Source organism: Halosaccharopolyspora lacisalsi (assembly GCF_014137975.1).
In the GTDB taxonomy this organism is placed as follows: domain Bacteria; phylum Actinomycetota; class Actinomycetes; order Mycobacteriales; family Pseudonocardiaceae; genus Halosaccharopolyspora; species Halosaccharopolyspora lacisalsi.
Genome location: NZ_JACGWZ010000004.1, coordinates 330,036 through 343,483, shown reverse-complemented (window position 1 = coordinate 343,483; position 13,448 = coordinate 330,036). Strand labels below are relative to the sequence as shown.

13 protein-coding genes are annotated in these 13,448 nt (G+C 68.6%); 4 read left to right on the top strand and 9 right to left on the bottom strand.

The genetic code is table 11. The features are described 5' to 3' along the window. The first annotated feature begins 13 nt into the window (after positions 1 to 13). Together FHX42_RS15750 and FHX42_RS15745 are read left to right on the top strand one after the other, a co-directional pair. Positions 14 to 1,402, top strand: coding sequence for an LVIVD repeat-containing protein (locus FHX42_RS15750; protein ID WP_220480470.1), 1,389 nt, complete (start codon positions 14 to 16; stop codon positions 1,400 to 1,402). A gap of 199 nt (positions 1,403 to 1,601) precedes the next feature. Then, complete coding sequence (locus FHX42_RS15745) at positions 1,602 to 2,300, top strand: dienelactone hydrolase family protein (protein WP_182545132.1); 699 nt, start codon at positions 1,602 to 1,604, stop codon at positions 2,298 to 2,300. 4 nt (positions 2,301 to 2,304) lie between these two features. Here the strand turns inward: FHX42_RS15745 and FHX42_RS15740 are convergent, their stop codons facing one another. The 6 genes from FHX42_RS15740 to FHX42_RS15715 form a co-directional block, all read right to left on the bottom strand. Beyond that, complete coding sequence (locus FHX42_RS15740; protein WP_182545131.1) at positions 2,305 to 4,542, bottom strand: putative bifunctional diguanylate cyclase/phosphodiesterase; 2,238 nt, start codon at positions 4,540 to 4,542, stop codon at positions 2,305 to 2,307. A gap of 173 nt (positions 4,543 to 4,715) precedes the next feature. After that, positions 4,716 to 5,615 carry an oxidoreductase gene (locus FHX42_RS15735; protein WP_235987418.1) on the bottom strand — a complete coding sequence of 300 codons (900 nt, stop codon included), beginning with the start codon at positions 5,613 to 5,615 and terminating at the stop codon, positions 4,716 to 4,718. A gap of 72 nt (positions 5,616 to 5,687) precedes the next feature. Next, positions 5,688 to 6,389 carry a M50 family metallopeptidase gene (locus FHX42_RS15730; RefSeq protein ID WP_328796214.1) on the bottom strand — a complete coding sequence of 234 codons (702 nt, stop codon included), beginning with the start codon at positions 6,387 to 6,389 and terminating at the stop codon, positions 5,688 to 5,690. A gap of 145 nt (positions 6,390 to 6,534) precedes the next feature. Then, positions 6,535 to 7,806 (bottom strand): M20 family metallopeptidase, encoded by a 1,272-nt coding sequence (locus FHX42_RS15725; RefSeq protein WP_182545321.1) that lies wholly within the window; start codon positions 7,804 to 7,806, stop codon positions 6,535 to 6,537. A gap of 124 nt (positions 7,807 to 7,930) precedes the next feature. Continuing rightward, positions 7,931 to 8,653 (bottom strand): YqjF family protein, encoded by a 723-nt coding sequence (locus FHX42_RS15720; protein ID WP_182545130.1) that lies wholly within the window; start codon positions 8,651 to 8,653, stop codon positions 7,931 to 7,933. A 173-nt stretch (positions 8,654 to 8,826) separates the two neighbouring features. Beyond that, on the bottom strand, positions 8,827 to 9,249 hold the full coding sequence (locus tag FHX42_RS15715) for a DoxX family protein (protein ID WP_182545129.1): 423 nt from the start codon (positions 9,247 to 9,249) through the stop codon (positions 8,827 to 8,829). A 99-nt stretch (positions 9,250 to 9,348) separates the two neighbouring features. Between FHX42_RS15715 and FHX42_RS15710 the strand changes: the two genes are divergently transcribed. Continuing rightward, the gene (locus tag FHX42_RS15710; protein WP_182545128.1) at positions 9,349 to 9,816 is read left to right on the top strand and encodes a MarR family winged helix-turn-helix transcriptional regulator; all 468 of its coding nucleotides are present in this window, start codon (positions 9,349 to 9,351) and stop codon (positions 9,814 to 9,816) included. A 16-nt stretch (positions 9,817 to 9,832) separates the two neighbouring features. Here the strand turns inward: FHX42_RS15710 and FHX42_RS15705 are convergent, their stop codons facing one another. Together FHX42_RS15705 and FHX42_RS15700 are read right to left on the bottom strand one after the other, a co-directional pair. Continuing rightward, positions 9,833 to 10,606 carry an EI24 domain-containing protein gene (locus tag FHX42_RS15705; protein ID WP_182545127.1) on the bottom strand — a complete coding sequence of 258 codons (774 nt, stop codon included), beginning with the start codon at positions 10,604 to 10,606 and terminating at the stop codon, positions 9,833 to 9,835. Positions 10,607 to 10,680: 74 nt separating this feature from the next. Then, positions 10,681 to 10,908 (bottom strand): hypothetical protein, encoded by a 228-nt coding sequence (locus FHX42_RS15700; RefSeq protein WP_182545126.1) that lies wholly within the window; start codon positions 10,906 to 10,908, stop codon positions 10,681 to 10,683. 166 nt (positions 10,909 to 11,074) lie between these two features. On the opposite strand from FHX42_RS15700, the gene FHX42_RS15695 reads away from it, so the two are divergent. Continuing rightward, entirely contained in the window at positions 11,075 to 12,100 is a 1,026-nt protein-coding gene (locus FHX42_RS15695; protein WP_182545125.1) for an ABC transporter substrate-binding protein, read from the top strand. A 54-nt stretch (positions 12,101 to 12,154) separates the two neighbouring features. Here the strand turns inward: FHX42_RS15695 and FHX42_RS15690 are convergent, their stop codons facing one another. Further along, complete coding sequence (locus FHX42_RS15690) at positions 12,155 to 13,444, bottom strand: dihydrolipoamide acetyltransferase family protein (RefSeq protein ID WP_182545124.1); 1,290 nt, start codon at positions 13,442 to 13,444, stop codon at positions 12,155 to 12,157. Positions 13,445 to 13,448: the final 4 nt, after the last annotated feature.

The window sequence follows — 13,448 nt, the reverse complement described above, 5'->3', positions numbered from 1 at the left end:
TCTGTTCGGCGTCATGCCACTGGTCGCGGGTCTGTTGTTCGCCGCCCCGTCGGCGGCGACCCCACCGGCGAACCAGCCGGAGGACAGCTCCGCGGCGATGGCCGGTAGCCAACAAAACGACGAGGTCATCGCCAGCGACAACATCGAGCACGTCGCCAACGTGCCCAAGCAGCCGCCCTTCGACACCTTGGAAGCCAAGGGCACCGACATCGCCTTCCAGAAGCACTACGCCTTCGTGGGCAACTACGAGGGAATCGTCGTCTACGACATCGCCAACCCACGTAAGCCGCGTGTCGTCAGTCAGGTGTTCTGCCCCGGTGGCCAGGGTGACGTCTCGATCTCCGGCAACCTGCTGTTCGTCTCGACCGACTACCCGCGCACGAACGACACCTGCCAGAGCGAGTCGACCACCAGCGCCGACCCGAACTCCTGGGAGGGCATGAAGGTCTTCGACGTCAGCAACCCGCGCAAGCCGCGCTACGTCTCGGCCATACCCACCTCCTGCGGTTCGCACACCCACACGCTGGTGCCGGACAAGGCCGGCAAGGCCGCCTACCTCTACATCTCCTCCTACGGTCCGGCCGCGGAGTTCCCGAACTGCAAGCCGCCGCACGACAAGATCTCGATCGTGAAGGTGCCGTTCGCGAACCCGGCCGCACCGGAGATGATCGACGCGCCGGTGCTGTTCCCCGAAGGTGGCAACCCCGGTTCGGAAGGTACTTCGGCCACGAACGGCTGCCACGACATCACCGTGTTCCCGTCCAAGGACCTGGCTGCCGGGGCGTGCATGGGTGACGGCATCCTGCTCGACATCTCCGACCGGGGGAGCCCCCGTGTCATCGAGCGCGTCCGCGACGACGAGAACTTCGCCTTCTGGCACTCGGCCACCTTCAACAACGACGGCACGAAGGTCGTGTTCACCGACGAGCTCGGTGGGGGCGCCGCCGCCACGTGCAACAGCCGGGTCGGTCCGAAGCGGGGCGCCGACGGCGTCTACGACATCGTGGGCACCGGCGACGACCGGACGCTGAAGTTCCGCAGTTACTACAAGATTCCCCGGCACCAGGCCGACACCGAGAACTGCGTGGCCCACAACGGCTCGCTGATCCCGGTCGAAGGCCGCGACATCATGGTGCAGGCGTGGTACCAGGGCGGCGTGTCGGTCTGGGACTTCACCGATTCGGCGAACCCGACCGAGATCGCCCACTTCGACCGGACGCCCTTCGACGAGAGCGAGCTGAAGCTCGCCGGTTCCTGGTCGGCGTACTACTACAACGGCTACATCTACTCCAGCGGCATCCAGCGCGGCCTGGACGTCATCGAGATCGACGATCCGCGCACCGACAGCGCGGAGAAGGTCAAGTTCAAGGAGTTCAACCCGCAGACCCAGCCCGTCTACTGACGGACGAGTCCCGCCCATGCCGTGAACGCGTCGTTGTGGCACTCACGCCGCCACGACGACGCGTTCACCGGGCAAGCACCGGCGATGACTCGGGCCTTCGTGGACCGCCACCTCGTCCTGATGCGCTTTACGTCCGCGAACCGGAGAACGGTCGCGTAAAGTAGCGACGACGACACGTCTGGTTTCTCGGAGGCACGGCATGGCGGAACCCTCCAACCCGCACCAGAACGTCAGTTTCCCGAGCAACGGCACGACGGCACACGGCTACCTCGCGCTCCCCGACTCCGGGCGGGGGCCGGGTCTGGTCGTGGTCCAGGAGTGGTGGGGACTGACCGATCACGTCGTCGACGTCACCGACCGCTTCGCCGCCGCCGGTTTCGTCGCTCTCGCCCCCGATCTCTACGGCGGCAGGACCACGCACGACCCGCAGCAGGCCGCACGGATGATGCAGGAACTTCCCGTCGAGCAGGCCACCCGCGACCTCTCCGGAGCGGTGGACCACCTGCTGGCCCACGAGTCCGTCACCAGCTCCTCGGTGGGCACGGTGGGATTCTGCATGGGAGGAATGTTCGTGTTGGTCCTGGCCGCGCAGCAGGGTTCCAGAGTGGGTGCCGCCCTCCCCTTCTACGGTCTCCCCTCCCCCGCGGAAACCGACTTCTCCGGACTGACCGCTCCGGTACTCGGCCACTACGGCGAGCGGGACCACACGATCGGCGTCGAGGCGGTCGAAGAGACCAAGTCCAAGATCGCGGCCGATTCGCGGGTCACTCCCACGATGCACTACTACCCGGCCGGACACGCCTTCTTCAACGATCGCAACCCCTCCAGCTACGACGAGGAGTCGGCCGACCTCGCCTGGGAGCGCACGCTCGAGTTCCTGCACCGGCACCTGGGCTGAGAGCTCAGCCACGACCCAGCAGTCGTGTCATCTCCTCGGCGGGCATCGGTGCGCCGTAGAACGCTCCCGCGCCGGTCTCACAGCCCATCGAGCGCCACCGGTCGGCCTGTTCCGCGGAGTCGAGGTCGGACACTGCGATCGGGACACCGCAGTCCCGCACCAGCGGCACCGTGCCCGTGACGGCCCGGACCTCGGGCGAGTTCTCCGAGTCGCTTTCATGCACCATCCGCACCAGCTCCGGAGCGAGGCGAACCTCGCACGCGGACAGGTTCAGCAGCATGCGCAGTTCCTCGGGAGAGCCCCGGAAACCGTGCAGGGTGGTTCGCACGGCCATTTCGGAAAGAGTGTCCACGTTGTCCCGCGCTTCCTCGGATTCGTCCATCAGCGCGGTCATCGGGACACCCACCCGCAGCCAGTGCTGGTCGAGCGTGCCGCCGTCGAGGATCTCGCGAAGCCTGCCGACGAGATCGGGATCCCGTACCTGGTTCGGGCCGAGTTCGGCCACCAGCCACGGCCGATGACCGGCACGGTGCCATTCGGCCAGCTGCTCCCACGCGGTACGCAGCATCCAGTCCCGCAGCGACAGCGTGACCCCGGAACGTTCGGCCAGCCGCAGGCACTGCTCGTGGTCGAGCTGTTCGTGCCCGTCCGGTCGCCACCGCACCTGCACCTCCACGGCCGACGTCCGACCACCGTCGAGGGAGACCAGCGGCTGGTAGACCACCTCGAACTCGCCGAGTTCCAACGCACCCGGCATCACGGCCACCAGTTTGGCCTCCTCGCGCTCGTACGGCGCGCGATCCGGGTCGAACAACGCCCACTGCCGCCTGCCCGTCGCCTCGGCGCGACGCAGCGCGACGTCGGCACCCCGGATCATGTCGTCGGGGTCGGCCTCGGCCGCGGTGCGCTGGACGACACCGATGCCGACCGAGGTGGCGACCCCGCCGTCACCGACGTAGATCGGCTCGGCCAGTTCCTCGTTGATCCGGGTGGCGAACGAGGCGACGCCGGGGGTCCGGTCGCCCTGTTCGAGCAGGATGGCGAACTCGGTGCCGCTGATGCGGGCGACCACCCCTGCCTCACCCTGGATGAGGCCCTCCAGCCGGTGCGCCACCTCCCTGAGGACGGTGTCACCGACCTCGCGACCGAGACCGTTGTTGATGTGCTCGAAGGCTTCCAGTCCCAGCTGGTAGAGCGTGATCACGGCCCCGGCGGGAGACCGAGCCAGGGTCCGCTCCACACGACTCCGGAAGCACTCCCGGTTGGCCAGCCCGGTCATGCCGTCGTAGAGCGACTGGTCGTGCACGTACGTCTGCAACGAACTCAGCTCGCGCAGGTCCTCGACCATCGTCACGATCCGGGACGGCGCGTCGTCGGCGTCCCGCAGCAGCGACACCACCAGGTAGGCCCAGGCTCGCTCGCCGTCGGCACGGATCAGGTCACACCGTTCGCGCAAGCACTGCCTGCTGCCCTCGGCGACCGCGGTGTAGGCCGCGGTCAGCTCCTCGGCCGCGTCCGGAAGGAACAACTCGTGGACGGTCATGCCGCACAGCTCCTGCTCGGAGTAACCGAGCATGTCCACCAGCGCCGGGTTGACCTCGACGAACCCGCCGTGCAGGTCGCTGATCGCCATTCCCGCCGGGGAGGTGGTGAACACCCGCCGGAAGCGGGCCTCGCTGGCCCAGAGATCCCGCTCGGCGCGGAGCTTGGAACGCAGCAACGCTCGTTTGACCGCCTCCTGCTGCGTGACCGTGTTCTCGTGGTCGGCGCCCACGTATCCGGCGGTGATCGCGGTCAACAGGGTCGGGATTCGCGAGGAGACCTCGTTTTCCGCGCCGGAAACCAGGTTCCGCCGCAGGAGCTCCAGACTGCGCGTGAGGACCTCGTCGCCGGGGACGCGCATCGCGGCCAGTCGACCGCCCACCGTGCGCCCGACTCCGTCGATGCCGGATGGCCCCTCCAACGCGGTGGCGACGAGATCCACCAGGTCCCGAACCCGGCTCTCGACGCTCGAACCGGCGGGGAGCGCCCGATCGAGAGCACCGAGTTCGGCCACCCACTGCCGCACGAGTTCCTCACGCCGGCACCGCCCGCGTTCCGGCATCACCGCGTCGCCGCGCCGAGCGATCACCGACTCACAGCCCGAATCACCGAACGTCATCGCACCGTCCCACGTCCTGCGTTCGCCGGTGGCCCTCACCAGCGCCGTGCCGCCCCCTGGAGTCGTCCCCTCCCGCGCCATCGGCTCCTTCCGCACCACGCCGAACGAATCCCGCGGACCGTTCACAGCGATACACGCCCCGTCCTGATTCCACTGTGTACCGCTAAGACCACCGGCCGTAACCGAGGGATCGGCGGATCACGACGTCCCGGACGTACCTTCCGAATGGTTGATCGAATTCGACGGCGGCACCGTTACTCCACCGCCTCCAGCGTCCGTCCTTCGGCGACCAACCCGGTGAGCTCGTCGGCCTCCGCCTCGCTCAGCTCCACCTGACCGGCCGCGGTGTTGTCCTCCAGATGCTCCGGGGTGGACGTGCCCGGAATCACCAGGATATTGGCGGAGCGCCGCAGCAGCCACGCCAGCGATATCCGGCTCTGGGAAACACCGTGCTGCTCGGCCACTCGCCGCAGCGTCCGGTCCTCACGTGCGCGGCTGCTGGTGAAACCGGATCCCAGCGGGAAGAACGGAACGAAGGCGATGCCGAGCTCGGCAGTCCTGTCCAGCAGTTCGGCCGCCGATCTGTTCACCAGGTTGTACAGGTTCTGCACGGCCGCGATCTCGGTGATCGAACGAGCCTGCTCGAACTGCTCCGGCGAGACGTGCGACAGACCGATGGAGCGGATCAGTCCCGCCTCGCGCAGCTCGACGAGGGCACCGAGTCGTTCGGCGAGCACGTCTCCCGTCTCCGAGCCCATGAAACGCAGGTAGACCAGGTCCAGCGACTCCCTCCGGAGTCGCCGCAGGTTGTCGTGCACCTGGGCCTTCAGCGCCTCGGGATGGGTCAGCGGAAGCCAACCGCCCTGGTGGTCGCGGTAGGCACCGATCTTGGTCGCGATCACCAGGTTCTCGTCGTAGGGGTACAACGCTTCGGCGATCAGCTCGTTGACCACCCACGGCCCGTAGAAGTCGCTGGTGTCGACGTGATCGATCCCCAGCTCCACGGCTCTCCGCAGTACCCGCGATGCCCGCGAACGGTCCGTGGGTGGACCGAACACGCCCGGTCCGGCCAGTTGCATGGCACCGAAACCGATGCGGTTGACGGTCGTGGAGGGGGTCAGGGCGAACGTGCCGCCGGAAGCAGCGGATGTCATCGTCACGACGCGATATTGGTCCATCCGAGGTCGGCGAGCAACCACGCGGTCGACACTCCCGAGCGCCGCCTCTCAGGGCCGGACGAGCAGCCAGTGACCGCCGAACAACAGACAGCCGAGACCGATGGCGAGCCAGAGCAGCAACCACAGCGGCGCGGGAACCCGCGCCAACCTGGCGAGCTGGTCGGCGTCGGAATCCTGGGCACGGCCACGCCGCCGCTTCGAGGACAGCTCCGTGATCGGCCGGATCCCGCCGAACAGCAGGAACCAGCTCATCAACCCGCAGCTCAGTGCCTGCACGGCCGGCGTGGCGAACCAGGAGATCGCGAACACCAGTCCACCGGTGACGATCACCGACACGATGCCGTAGACGTTGCGCAGGGCGAGCAGCATGAGCACCAGCAGCCCGACGGCGATCCAGAGCATCAGCCGAACCCTGTCGGTGGTCACCAGCCAGGCTCCGGCGAGTCCGAGCAGCGACACGGCCGGATAGCCGGCGAACAGGGTGAACACCATGCCGGGGCCACTCGCACGGCCGGTCGAGACCGTGAGGCCGGAGGTGTCGGAATGCAGCCGGATGCCGTTGAGCTTGCGACCGCTCAACAACGCGACCACGGCGTGGCCCCCCTCGTGAGCGATGGTCACGACGGTACGCAGCAGCCGCCACGATCTGCCGGAGGAGACCAGCACCAGCGCCGCGGCGGCTACGGCCAGGGCGAGCACGGACACGGAGCCGAGCAGTGGCAGGCTCACCTGCCACGCGAGTCGATTCACGAAAGACACACCGTTGCTGCGGGGGGCGGAGGTTGCGAAGTCAGGATGCCACGGCGGGTTCCCCCGGACGTGTGTGCATGGCGAGTCCCACAGATGTCCGACACAGCGGGAACCGATCCCGCGCGATCGTCCCGGAGCACCGGGTTCAGTCGAAGAAGGAGGCGACGTCCACCGCGCCGCCCGCGGCCTCGAACTCCTCGGTGACCGCGCGGCGCAGCTCGGCGTCGGCGAGGTAGTCCACCGCGGTCAGGGCCAGCCCCGCCGCACCGTCGAGAACAGCCCGGTCACCAGTGGTCGCACCGGCGGCCGTGGCGAACTCCGCGGTGTGCAGGGACAGGCTCTCCCCCTCCAGCGCGATCATCGGGTGCATCGCGGGTACCCGATGACTGAGGTTGCCGAGGTCGGTGGAGCCCGTGACGTACTCGGGGACCACACCACGCGGCAGCGACGTGCGTCCTCGCCGCGCCTGGTGCTGCGCCCACCGACCCGCCAATGCCTCGTTGTGCCGGATCGGCAGGTATCCCGGTTGTGAGTCCCACAGCAGTTCCACACCGCACCCGGTCATCTCCGCCGCGCCCTGGGCGATCGCCTCCAGCCGCCGAGTCAGGTCCTGCAGGGGCCCGGTCTCGGCCGAACGCAGGTAGAACAGCGCCGAAGCACGCTCGGGTACGACGTTCGGTCGCTTTCCTCCGTCGGTGATGATCCCGTGGACCCGGTCGGTGGGCGGGATGTGCTGGCGGAGCGCGGCGACCCCCTGATAGGTGGCGACCACCGCGTCCAGGGCGTTGCGCCCCATGAACGGCTGGGCCGAGGCGTGTGCGGCCACCCCGTGAAAGACCACTTCGAGCTGGCGACGTCCCAGGAAGGGATGCGCGGCGATGTCGTGCGAGAAGGGGTGCAGCATCACCACGGCGTCGACGTCGTCGAAGACGCCCCGCCTGGCCAGCAACTCCTTGCCGCCTCCCCCCTCTTCCGCGGGGGTGCCCACGAGACTGACCCTGCCGCCCGTGGTGGTCGTCGCCGATGCCGCCGCCAGGAAAGCGCCCACCGCGCTCGCACAAATGACGTTGTGACCACAGCCGTGGCCGATGCCGGGCAGGGCGTCGTACTCGGCGAGCACCGCCACGTGCGGAGCTCCTGCTCCGGACTCCGCGCGCAGCGCCGTGTCCAGCCCACCGACACCGACCCGCGGGAGATGCCCGTATCGCCGCAGCACGGTCGCGACCCGTTCGACCGAGCCGTGCTCGGCGAACCCCTCCTCGGGATGGGCGTGCACGTCGCGACTCAGCGCCACGAGATCCTCGGCACACGAGTCCAGCTGCTGCTCGACATCGCGGCACAGCTGTTCTCCGGCCCCCGTCGACGACGAACGCGGGGCTCGGCTGCCGGCCACGGCGCGTTCGGTGGCCTCGGTCATCGAACGCAGGTAGGACGTGTCGGGCGGGACGGGCTCGCTGGTGGGGCGCTTGTCGGTCACACCTCGGATCCTAGGAGCTCGGCGCCCGTGAGGCCGAGAACGCGGCCGCGGTGGCGGCCTGTCCTCATCCAACTCCACGAACCGGCCTCGCCACGCCGAACCGGCCGTGCACGGACGGAGCGTAGAGCACGCTGGCCGGCGCGTCGGTGGGAGCGGGTAGCCCGGTCGCGGTGACGAGCTGGTCATCCAGATCGAGCAGCTCGGCCGCGTGCAGCGGCCAGCGGTCGTGGAACAGCGGTGCGGTGACGGTGCGGTCGAGCACGCGCAGGTGCAGCCGCCAGCGGGCGGTGAGGAAGTGCTCGAACGGTGTGGGCTCGATCGGTGACCCGACCCGGATCCGGATTCGATTCCCGCGGGTGGACGGTCCCGGCCGGTGCCGGAGGCTGGTGTAGGTCAGCCGGTGGACGTCGCGGACCAGGCTCATCCGCGACCAGGCGTAGGGCAGCCCTCCGGCCCGGGCGGCCAGCACCCAGGGCAGGCGGTCGCACTCCATGCTCAGGAAGACGATGCCGCGACGGCCGTTCTCGTCGACCGAGTAGACCCGGACGTTGGTCTCCAGGAACTCGCCGTAGGAGCGCATCCGGAACGCGACCAGCCCGATGTAGGTCTCCCCGTCGTAGGTGTCGGGCTCGGTGCCCGGTGGGAGCAGCGGGCCGACTCGCGCCGGATCGATCGGCCAGTGCAGGAACGTCACGTCGTTGAGAGCCACCCCGAGCGGAGCGGGCCGCGGCCGCACCGGAGGTTCCGCGGTGATCGGCTCGGGGGCGGCGGTCGCGCGCTTGGCCATTGCTCAGGCATACCCGCGGAGCGCTCGGTCGGCACCCTGACCGGACGAACGGCGCTGTGCGGAACTCGCCGGCAACGCGGTGCTCGTAGGCCGGGCGCGTGCACGGCGGGTCCCACGGAAGTCCCGGACGGGCAGGGGCCGTGCCCGTCCGGGACCGGAAGTGTTCCGGGCTCTCAGTCCCTGCCACGTCCGGTGGTGAAGGCCCGGTCGAGCGCGTATCCACCACCGTTGAAACCGAGCGCCAGCGCGGTCACCGCGAGCACGAGCACGTACTCGATTCCGTTGCCGGAGGCGAAGAATCCCTGGCCGAAGTGCACCAGGAACAGCGCCCCGAGCATGTTCAACGCGAGCAGCACGCCCGCGACCGGGAGTGCCAGTCCCACCAGCAGGGCCACCCCGCCGAGCGTCTCGATCAACGCGGCGGCCCAGGCCGAAGCGCCGGGCAGGGGGATGCCCATGCCCTCGAACGAGCCGGCGGTGCCGCCGATACCCCATTGCAGGAACTTCTGGAGACCGTGGGCGATGAACACGATCCCCACGGCGATCCTGGCCAGCAGGAGCGCGAGATCACGGGCCCACTGTGTCGGCTGTGGCATCGGTGGTTGTTTCCCTTCAGCGACGGTCGATTAGTTCGAATTCGAACTATACCGAGCGTACCGAGTGGTTCCAAGTTGAACAATCTCTAGGATGGTGGTGTGACGGAATCGCAGTGGCTGAATCAACAGGAGATGGCGGCCTGGACGGCCTTCCTCGAAGCGAGTCATCTGGTGGAACGCCGCGTGGAGCAGCAACTACGCGATCAGGCCGGGCTCTCCCACCCGCAGTACGAGATCCTGGTGCGACTGTCCGACGCACCGGAAGGCGAGCTGCGCATGACCGAGCTGGCCGAGAAGGTGGTGACCTCCAAGAGCGGACTGACCTACCAGATCGGTCGACTCGAAAAGGCCGGACTGGTCCACCGACGCACCTGCCCGAGCGACGAGCGCGGAGTCCACGCCGTGCTCACCGATCACGGCCGCCGAAAACTCCGCGAGGCCGCACCGGACCACGTCAACCTGGTTCGGTCGTCGCTCATCGACCAGCTCAGCGCGGAGCAACTCACGACGCTGTCCGAAGGACTGAGCACGGTCGCCCACAAGCTTCGCACGGGCGAGACCGGCTGACTCCTCGAGGCCGCTCCTAGGGCGTCGGGGCGGATTCGGCCGGCACCGAACGAGCGGGGCCGAGCAGCCGGTGCGCCAGCATCGTGCCACCGACGACGGCCGAGGGAATCACCACCAGCTGGAGCACCGGTACCAGGCACAGCAGGTAGGTCGGCACACCGAACCCGAGTACGGTGGCTCGCTCACCGCGCAGGACGCGGTGCCGTTGACGCATCCCCCGGCCACGGCGCTGAAAGACCAGGCCCACCATTTCCAGACTGATGATCCAGGCACCGAACAGCACCCCCAGGATCGGGGCCGCGATCTGCCCCACGATCGGCACGAAGCCGAGGCAGAACAGCACGGCCGCGCCGGACAGGGCGACGGACACGAGCTTGACCGCGTCGCCCAGCCCACGCAGCAGCGAGCGCAGCGGGCCCGCTCCGTCATCACTGCTGTCGAGCCCGATCCGCCGCTCGGCGATCTCGGCGATGTGCTCGTAGAAGGGGCCTCCGATGAGCAGCGTCACCACGACGAACGACAGCGATGCCACCAGTACCGCCACCGCGACGAGCGCCACGGCCAGCACGATCCGCATCCCACCGCGCCAGAAGCTCGTCCAGTCGTCGGCGAAGGGCGTCATCCAACTCGCCACATCACCGCTGAAGTAGGTCAGCCCGCCGATCGCGGCCAGGTACAGCACTGCACTGATCAACGCCGGTAGGGCTCCGAGCGCCAACAACTTCGGGGAACGCAGGATGACCCCGAACCCGGCGCCCAACGCGCGAGCACCGGCGGCGAATTCGTGCATGGCGGGTGTTCTCCCCGATGGTGAGCCGTCGTCTTCCCGACGGACCGTATCCGACACGGTCGCACCCGTGCGGATCACCGCCTCGAATCGTCCCCGCGACGGACGTGCCTGGTGGTGCGCGGCGTGCCTCGCGAGGCGTGCCGAGTCAGCGGCGGTGGTCGACGTCGCTCGTTGTGGTGATGGGCGTGCAGCTCCAGGAGCACCACATCGGGATTCTCGCCACCGTGACAGCGCCAGAGCATCCTGAGCAGCTCGTCCTCGGTGAAGACCCAGCGGCGGCTGAACACGTCGTCGTCACTCATCGCCACTCCCGTGCGAATCGTGTACGCCCCCCGCACGCCTCACCGGACGTGACCAGGTACGTACTTACGAGGTTACCCCCTCCCCGTAAAACCGGGCACACTTCCACACATTTAGGTTAGGCTTACTTGACGAAAATCGTTCAGGTGCCGACCGAAGGATGTGTCGATGAGTTCTCGTCCAGGTGTGCCCGCCGCGGGCACGTCGAAGCTGAGCCGCCGCGGTCTGCTGCTCGGAGCGGCCGGTGCGGCGGCCGCGGGCCTGAGCGCGTGCGCCACCGGCGGAGGAACGCCGCAGAGCCAGGCCAGGAGCGCGCCGGGCTTCCCGGTCACGATCGCGAACAAGTACGGCCGCTCCACGATCGAGACGGCCCCGCAGCGGATCGTGACTCTGGGCATCACCGACCACGACGTGGCGCTGCCGCTGGGCGTGGTTCCGGAGGGGCTCTACCAGTGGGGTCCGTGGTCCAGCGGTGTCGGCCCGTGGGTCGAGCAGATGTTGCGGGGAAAGCGGCCGAAGCTGTTCGGCAGCGACTACACCGCCGAGTCCGTCGTCGCGCTAGCTCCGCAGGCCATCACGGCCGTGCAGAGCGCGCTCACCTCGGAGATGTACAACCGCCTGGGCAAGTTCGCACCGGTGGTGGCACAGCCGCCGAACTCGATCGACTACGGCGTGGCCTGGCGGCAGCAGGCCGAGACCATCGGCAAGGCGCTGGGCAAGCCCGAGGAGACCGCCAAGCTCATCGCCGACACCCAGGGCAAGATCGAGCGAACCCGCCGGGAGAACCCGGTGTTCGAAGGTCGCACCCACGTCACGGTGCGCACCGACTCGAAGGGCACCTACGCCGCCTACACCGCTCAGGACGCCCGCACGCACCTGCTGGAGCAGCTCGGCCTGCGGTTGTCCCCGTCGATTCGCGAGCTCGGTAACGGCGAGGAGTTCAACGTCAAGGTCAGCAAGGAGAACGTGGGAATGCTGGACGCCGATGTCGTCCTCGTCACCACGGCCAAGCCGACCGACGTCCAAGCCGTGCGCAACGATCCGCTCCTCAACAACCTGCCCGCGGCCAAGCGCGGTGGTCTCGTGCTGCTGGACGACTACGACCTGACGATGGCGCTGGGCTCGTCGACCGTGTCGAGCATCCCCTTCGTCCTGGACAGGATCGCCCCGATGCTGGCGAAGGCGCTGAGCTGAGCCGATCGGACGGGGTTGGGCGGTTTTCGCGGGAACCGCCCAACCCCACCCCGGTCAGGCGATGATGCGCAGCGGGTCCTCCAGCAACGAGGTGAGCTGCTGAAGGAACTGGGCACCGACGGCACCGTCCACGGCGCGGTGGTCGGCCGACAACGTCACCCGCAGCATCTTGCGCGCCACGAACTCGCCGTCGCGCACCTGCACCTCGTCCCTGGTCGCACCAACCGCGAGGATCCCGGCTTCCGGCGGGTTGATCACAGCGGTGAACTCCTCGATGCCGAACATGCCCAGGTTCGACACGCTGAAGGTGCTCCCGGTCATCTCGTCCGGCTTGAGCTTGCGCTCACGAGCCCGCTCGGCCTTGTCCCGACCGTCGGCCGCGATCTCCGAAACGCTCTTGCGGTCCGCGTCTGCCACCACCGGCACCATGAGGCCCGAGTCGGTGGCCACCGCGACCCCGAGGTGAATCCGCTTGTGCTGCAGCAGCTTGTCACCGTCGAAGGAGACGTTGACCGAGGGGTTGGCCCGCAGCGCGGTCGCCACCGCCTTGACCACCAGGTCGTTGACGCTGACCTTCGGGCCGCCCGCGGCCTGCAACCGCTCGTTGAGATCGGCCCGAAAAGCCACGAGATCGGTCACGTCGATCGCGCTGGTCAGGTAGATGTGCGGGGCCTGCTGCTTGCTCTCGGTCAGGCGCTTGGCGGTCACCTTGCGGATGTTGTTGAGCGGGATCTCCTCGACGTCCTCGTTCGAGGTCCCCACTGCCTCGGACACGGCCGGAGCGGGGGTCTCCGGAGCCGCCGTGGCCTGCTCTGCGGGCTCGGCCGGAGCCACCGAAGCCGCCGCCTCGATGTCGGCACGGATGATCCGCCCACCGGGTCCGGTGCCGGTCACCGTCGACAGGTCGACGCCCTGCTCCTTGGCCACGGCCCGGGCCAGCGGGGACGACTTGGGGCGTCGGCCCCCGTCCTCCTGCTGCTCGACGGCGGGAGCGGATTCCCGAGCCGACTCCTGCTCGGCAGCCGGCTGCTCGGTGGATGCGGCCGGCTGCTCGGCGGGAGCGGTCGGCTGGGCCGACGTCTGTGCTCCGGCCTCGGCGGCAGCACCGGAACCGTCGCCCATCAACCCGATCGGGGTCCCGATCGGCACGGTCTCGCCCTCGCCGATGAGCACCTTCTCCAGGACACCGTCGTCGTAGGACTCCAGCTCCATGATGGCCTTGTCGGTCTCGATGTCGGCCACCACGTCACCACGGCTGATGGTGTCGCCGACCTGTTTGCGCCAGGCCGCGATCACGCCCTCCTCCATCGTGTCGGACAGGCGCGGCATCTGGATTTCTGTCATGGAT

What these genes read in the sequence shown, in the direction of transcription:
- FHX42_RS15750 (WP_220480470.1), top strand. Translation starts at nt 14, where the DNA reads ATGCCACTGGTCGCGGGTCTGTTGTTCGCCGCCCCGTCGGCGGCGACC.
- FHX42_RS15745 (WP_182545132.1), top strand. Translation starts at nt 1,602, where the DNA reads ATGGCGGAACCCTCCAACCCGCACCAGAACGTCAGTTTCCCGAGCAAC.
- FHX42_RS15740 (WP_182545131.1), bottom strand. Translation starts at nt 4,542, where the DNA reads ATGGCGCGGGAGGGGACGACTCCAGGGGGCGGCACGGCGCTGGTGAGG.
- FHX42_RS15735 (WP_235987418.1), bottom strand. Translation starts at nt 5,615, where the DNA reads ATGACATCCGCTGCTTCCGGCGGCACGTTCGCCCTGACCCCCTCCACG.
- FHX42_RS15725 (WP_182545321.1), bottom strand. Translation starts at nt 7,806, where the DNA reads ATGACCGAGGCCACCGAACGCGCCGTGGCCGGCAGCCGAGCCCCGCGT.
- FHX42_RS15720 (WP_182545130.1), bottom strand. Translation starts at nt 8,653, where the DNA reads ATGGCCAAGCGCGCGACCGCCGCCCCCGAGCCGATCACCGCGGAACCT.
- FHX42_RS15715 (WP_182545129.1), bottom strand. Translation starts at nt 9,249, where the DNA reads ATGCCACAGCCGACACAGTGGGCCCGTGATCTCGCGCTCCTGCTGGCC.
- FHX42_RS15705 (WP_182545127.1), bottom strand. Translation starts at nt 10,606, where the DNA reads ATGCACGAATTCGCCGCCGGTGCTCGCGCGTTGGGCGCCGGGTTCGGG.
- FHX42_RS15700 (WP_182545126.1), bottom strand. Translation starts at nt 10,908, where the DNA reads ATGAGTGACGACGACGTGTTCAGCCGCCGCTGGGTCTTCACCGAGGAC.
- FHX42_RS15695 (WP_182545125.1), top strand. Translation starts at nt 11,075, where the DNA reads ATGAGTTCTCGTCCAGGTGTGCCCGCCGCGGGCACGTCGAAGCTGAGC.
- FHX42_RS15690 (WP_182545124.1), bottom strand. Translation starts at nt 13,444, where the DNA reads ATGACAGAAATCCAGATGCCGCGCCTGTCCGACACGATGGAGGAGGGC.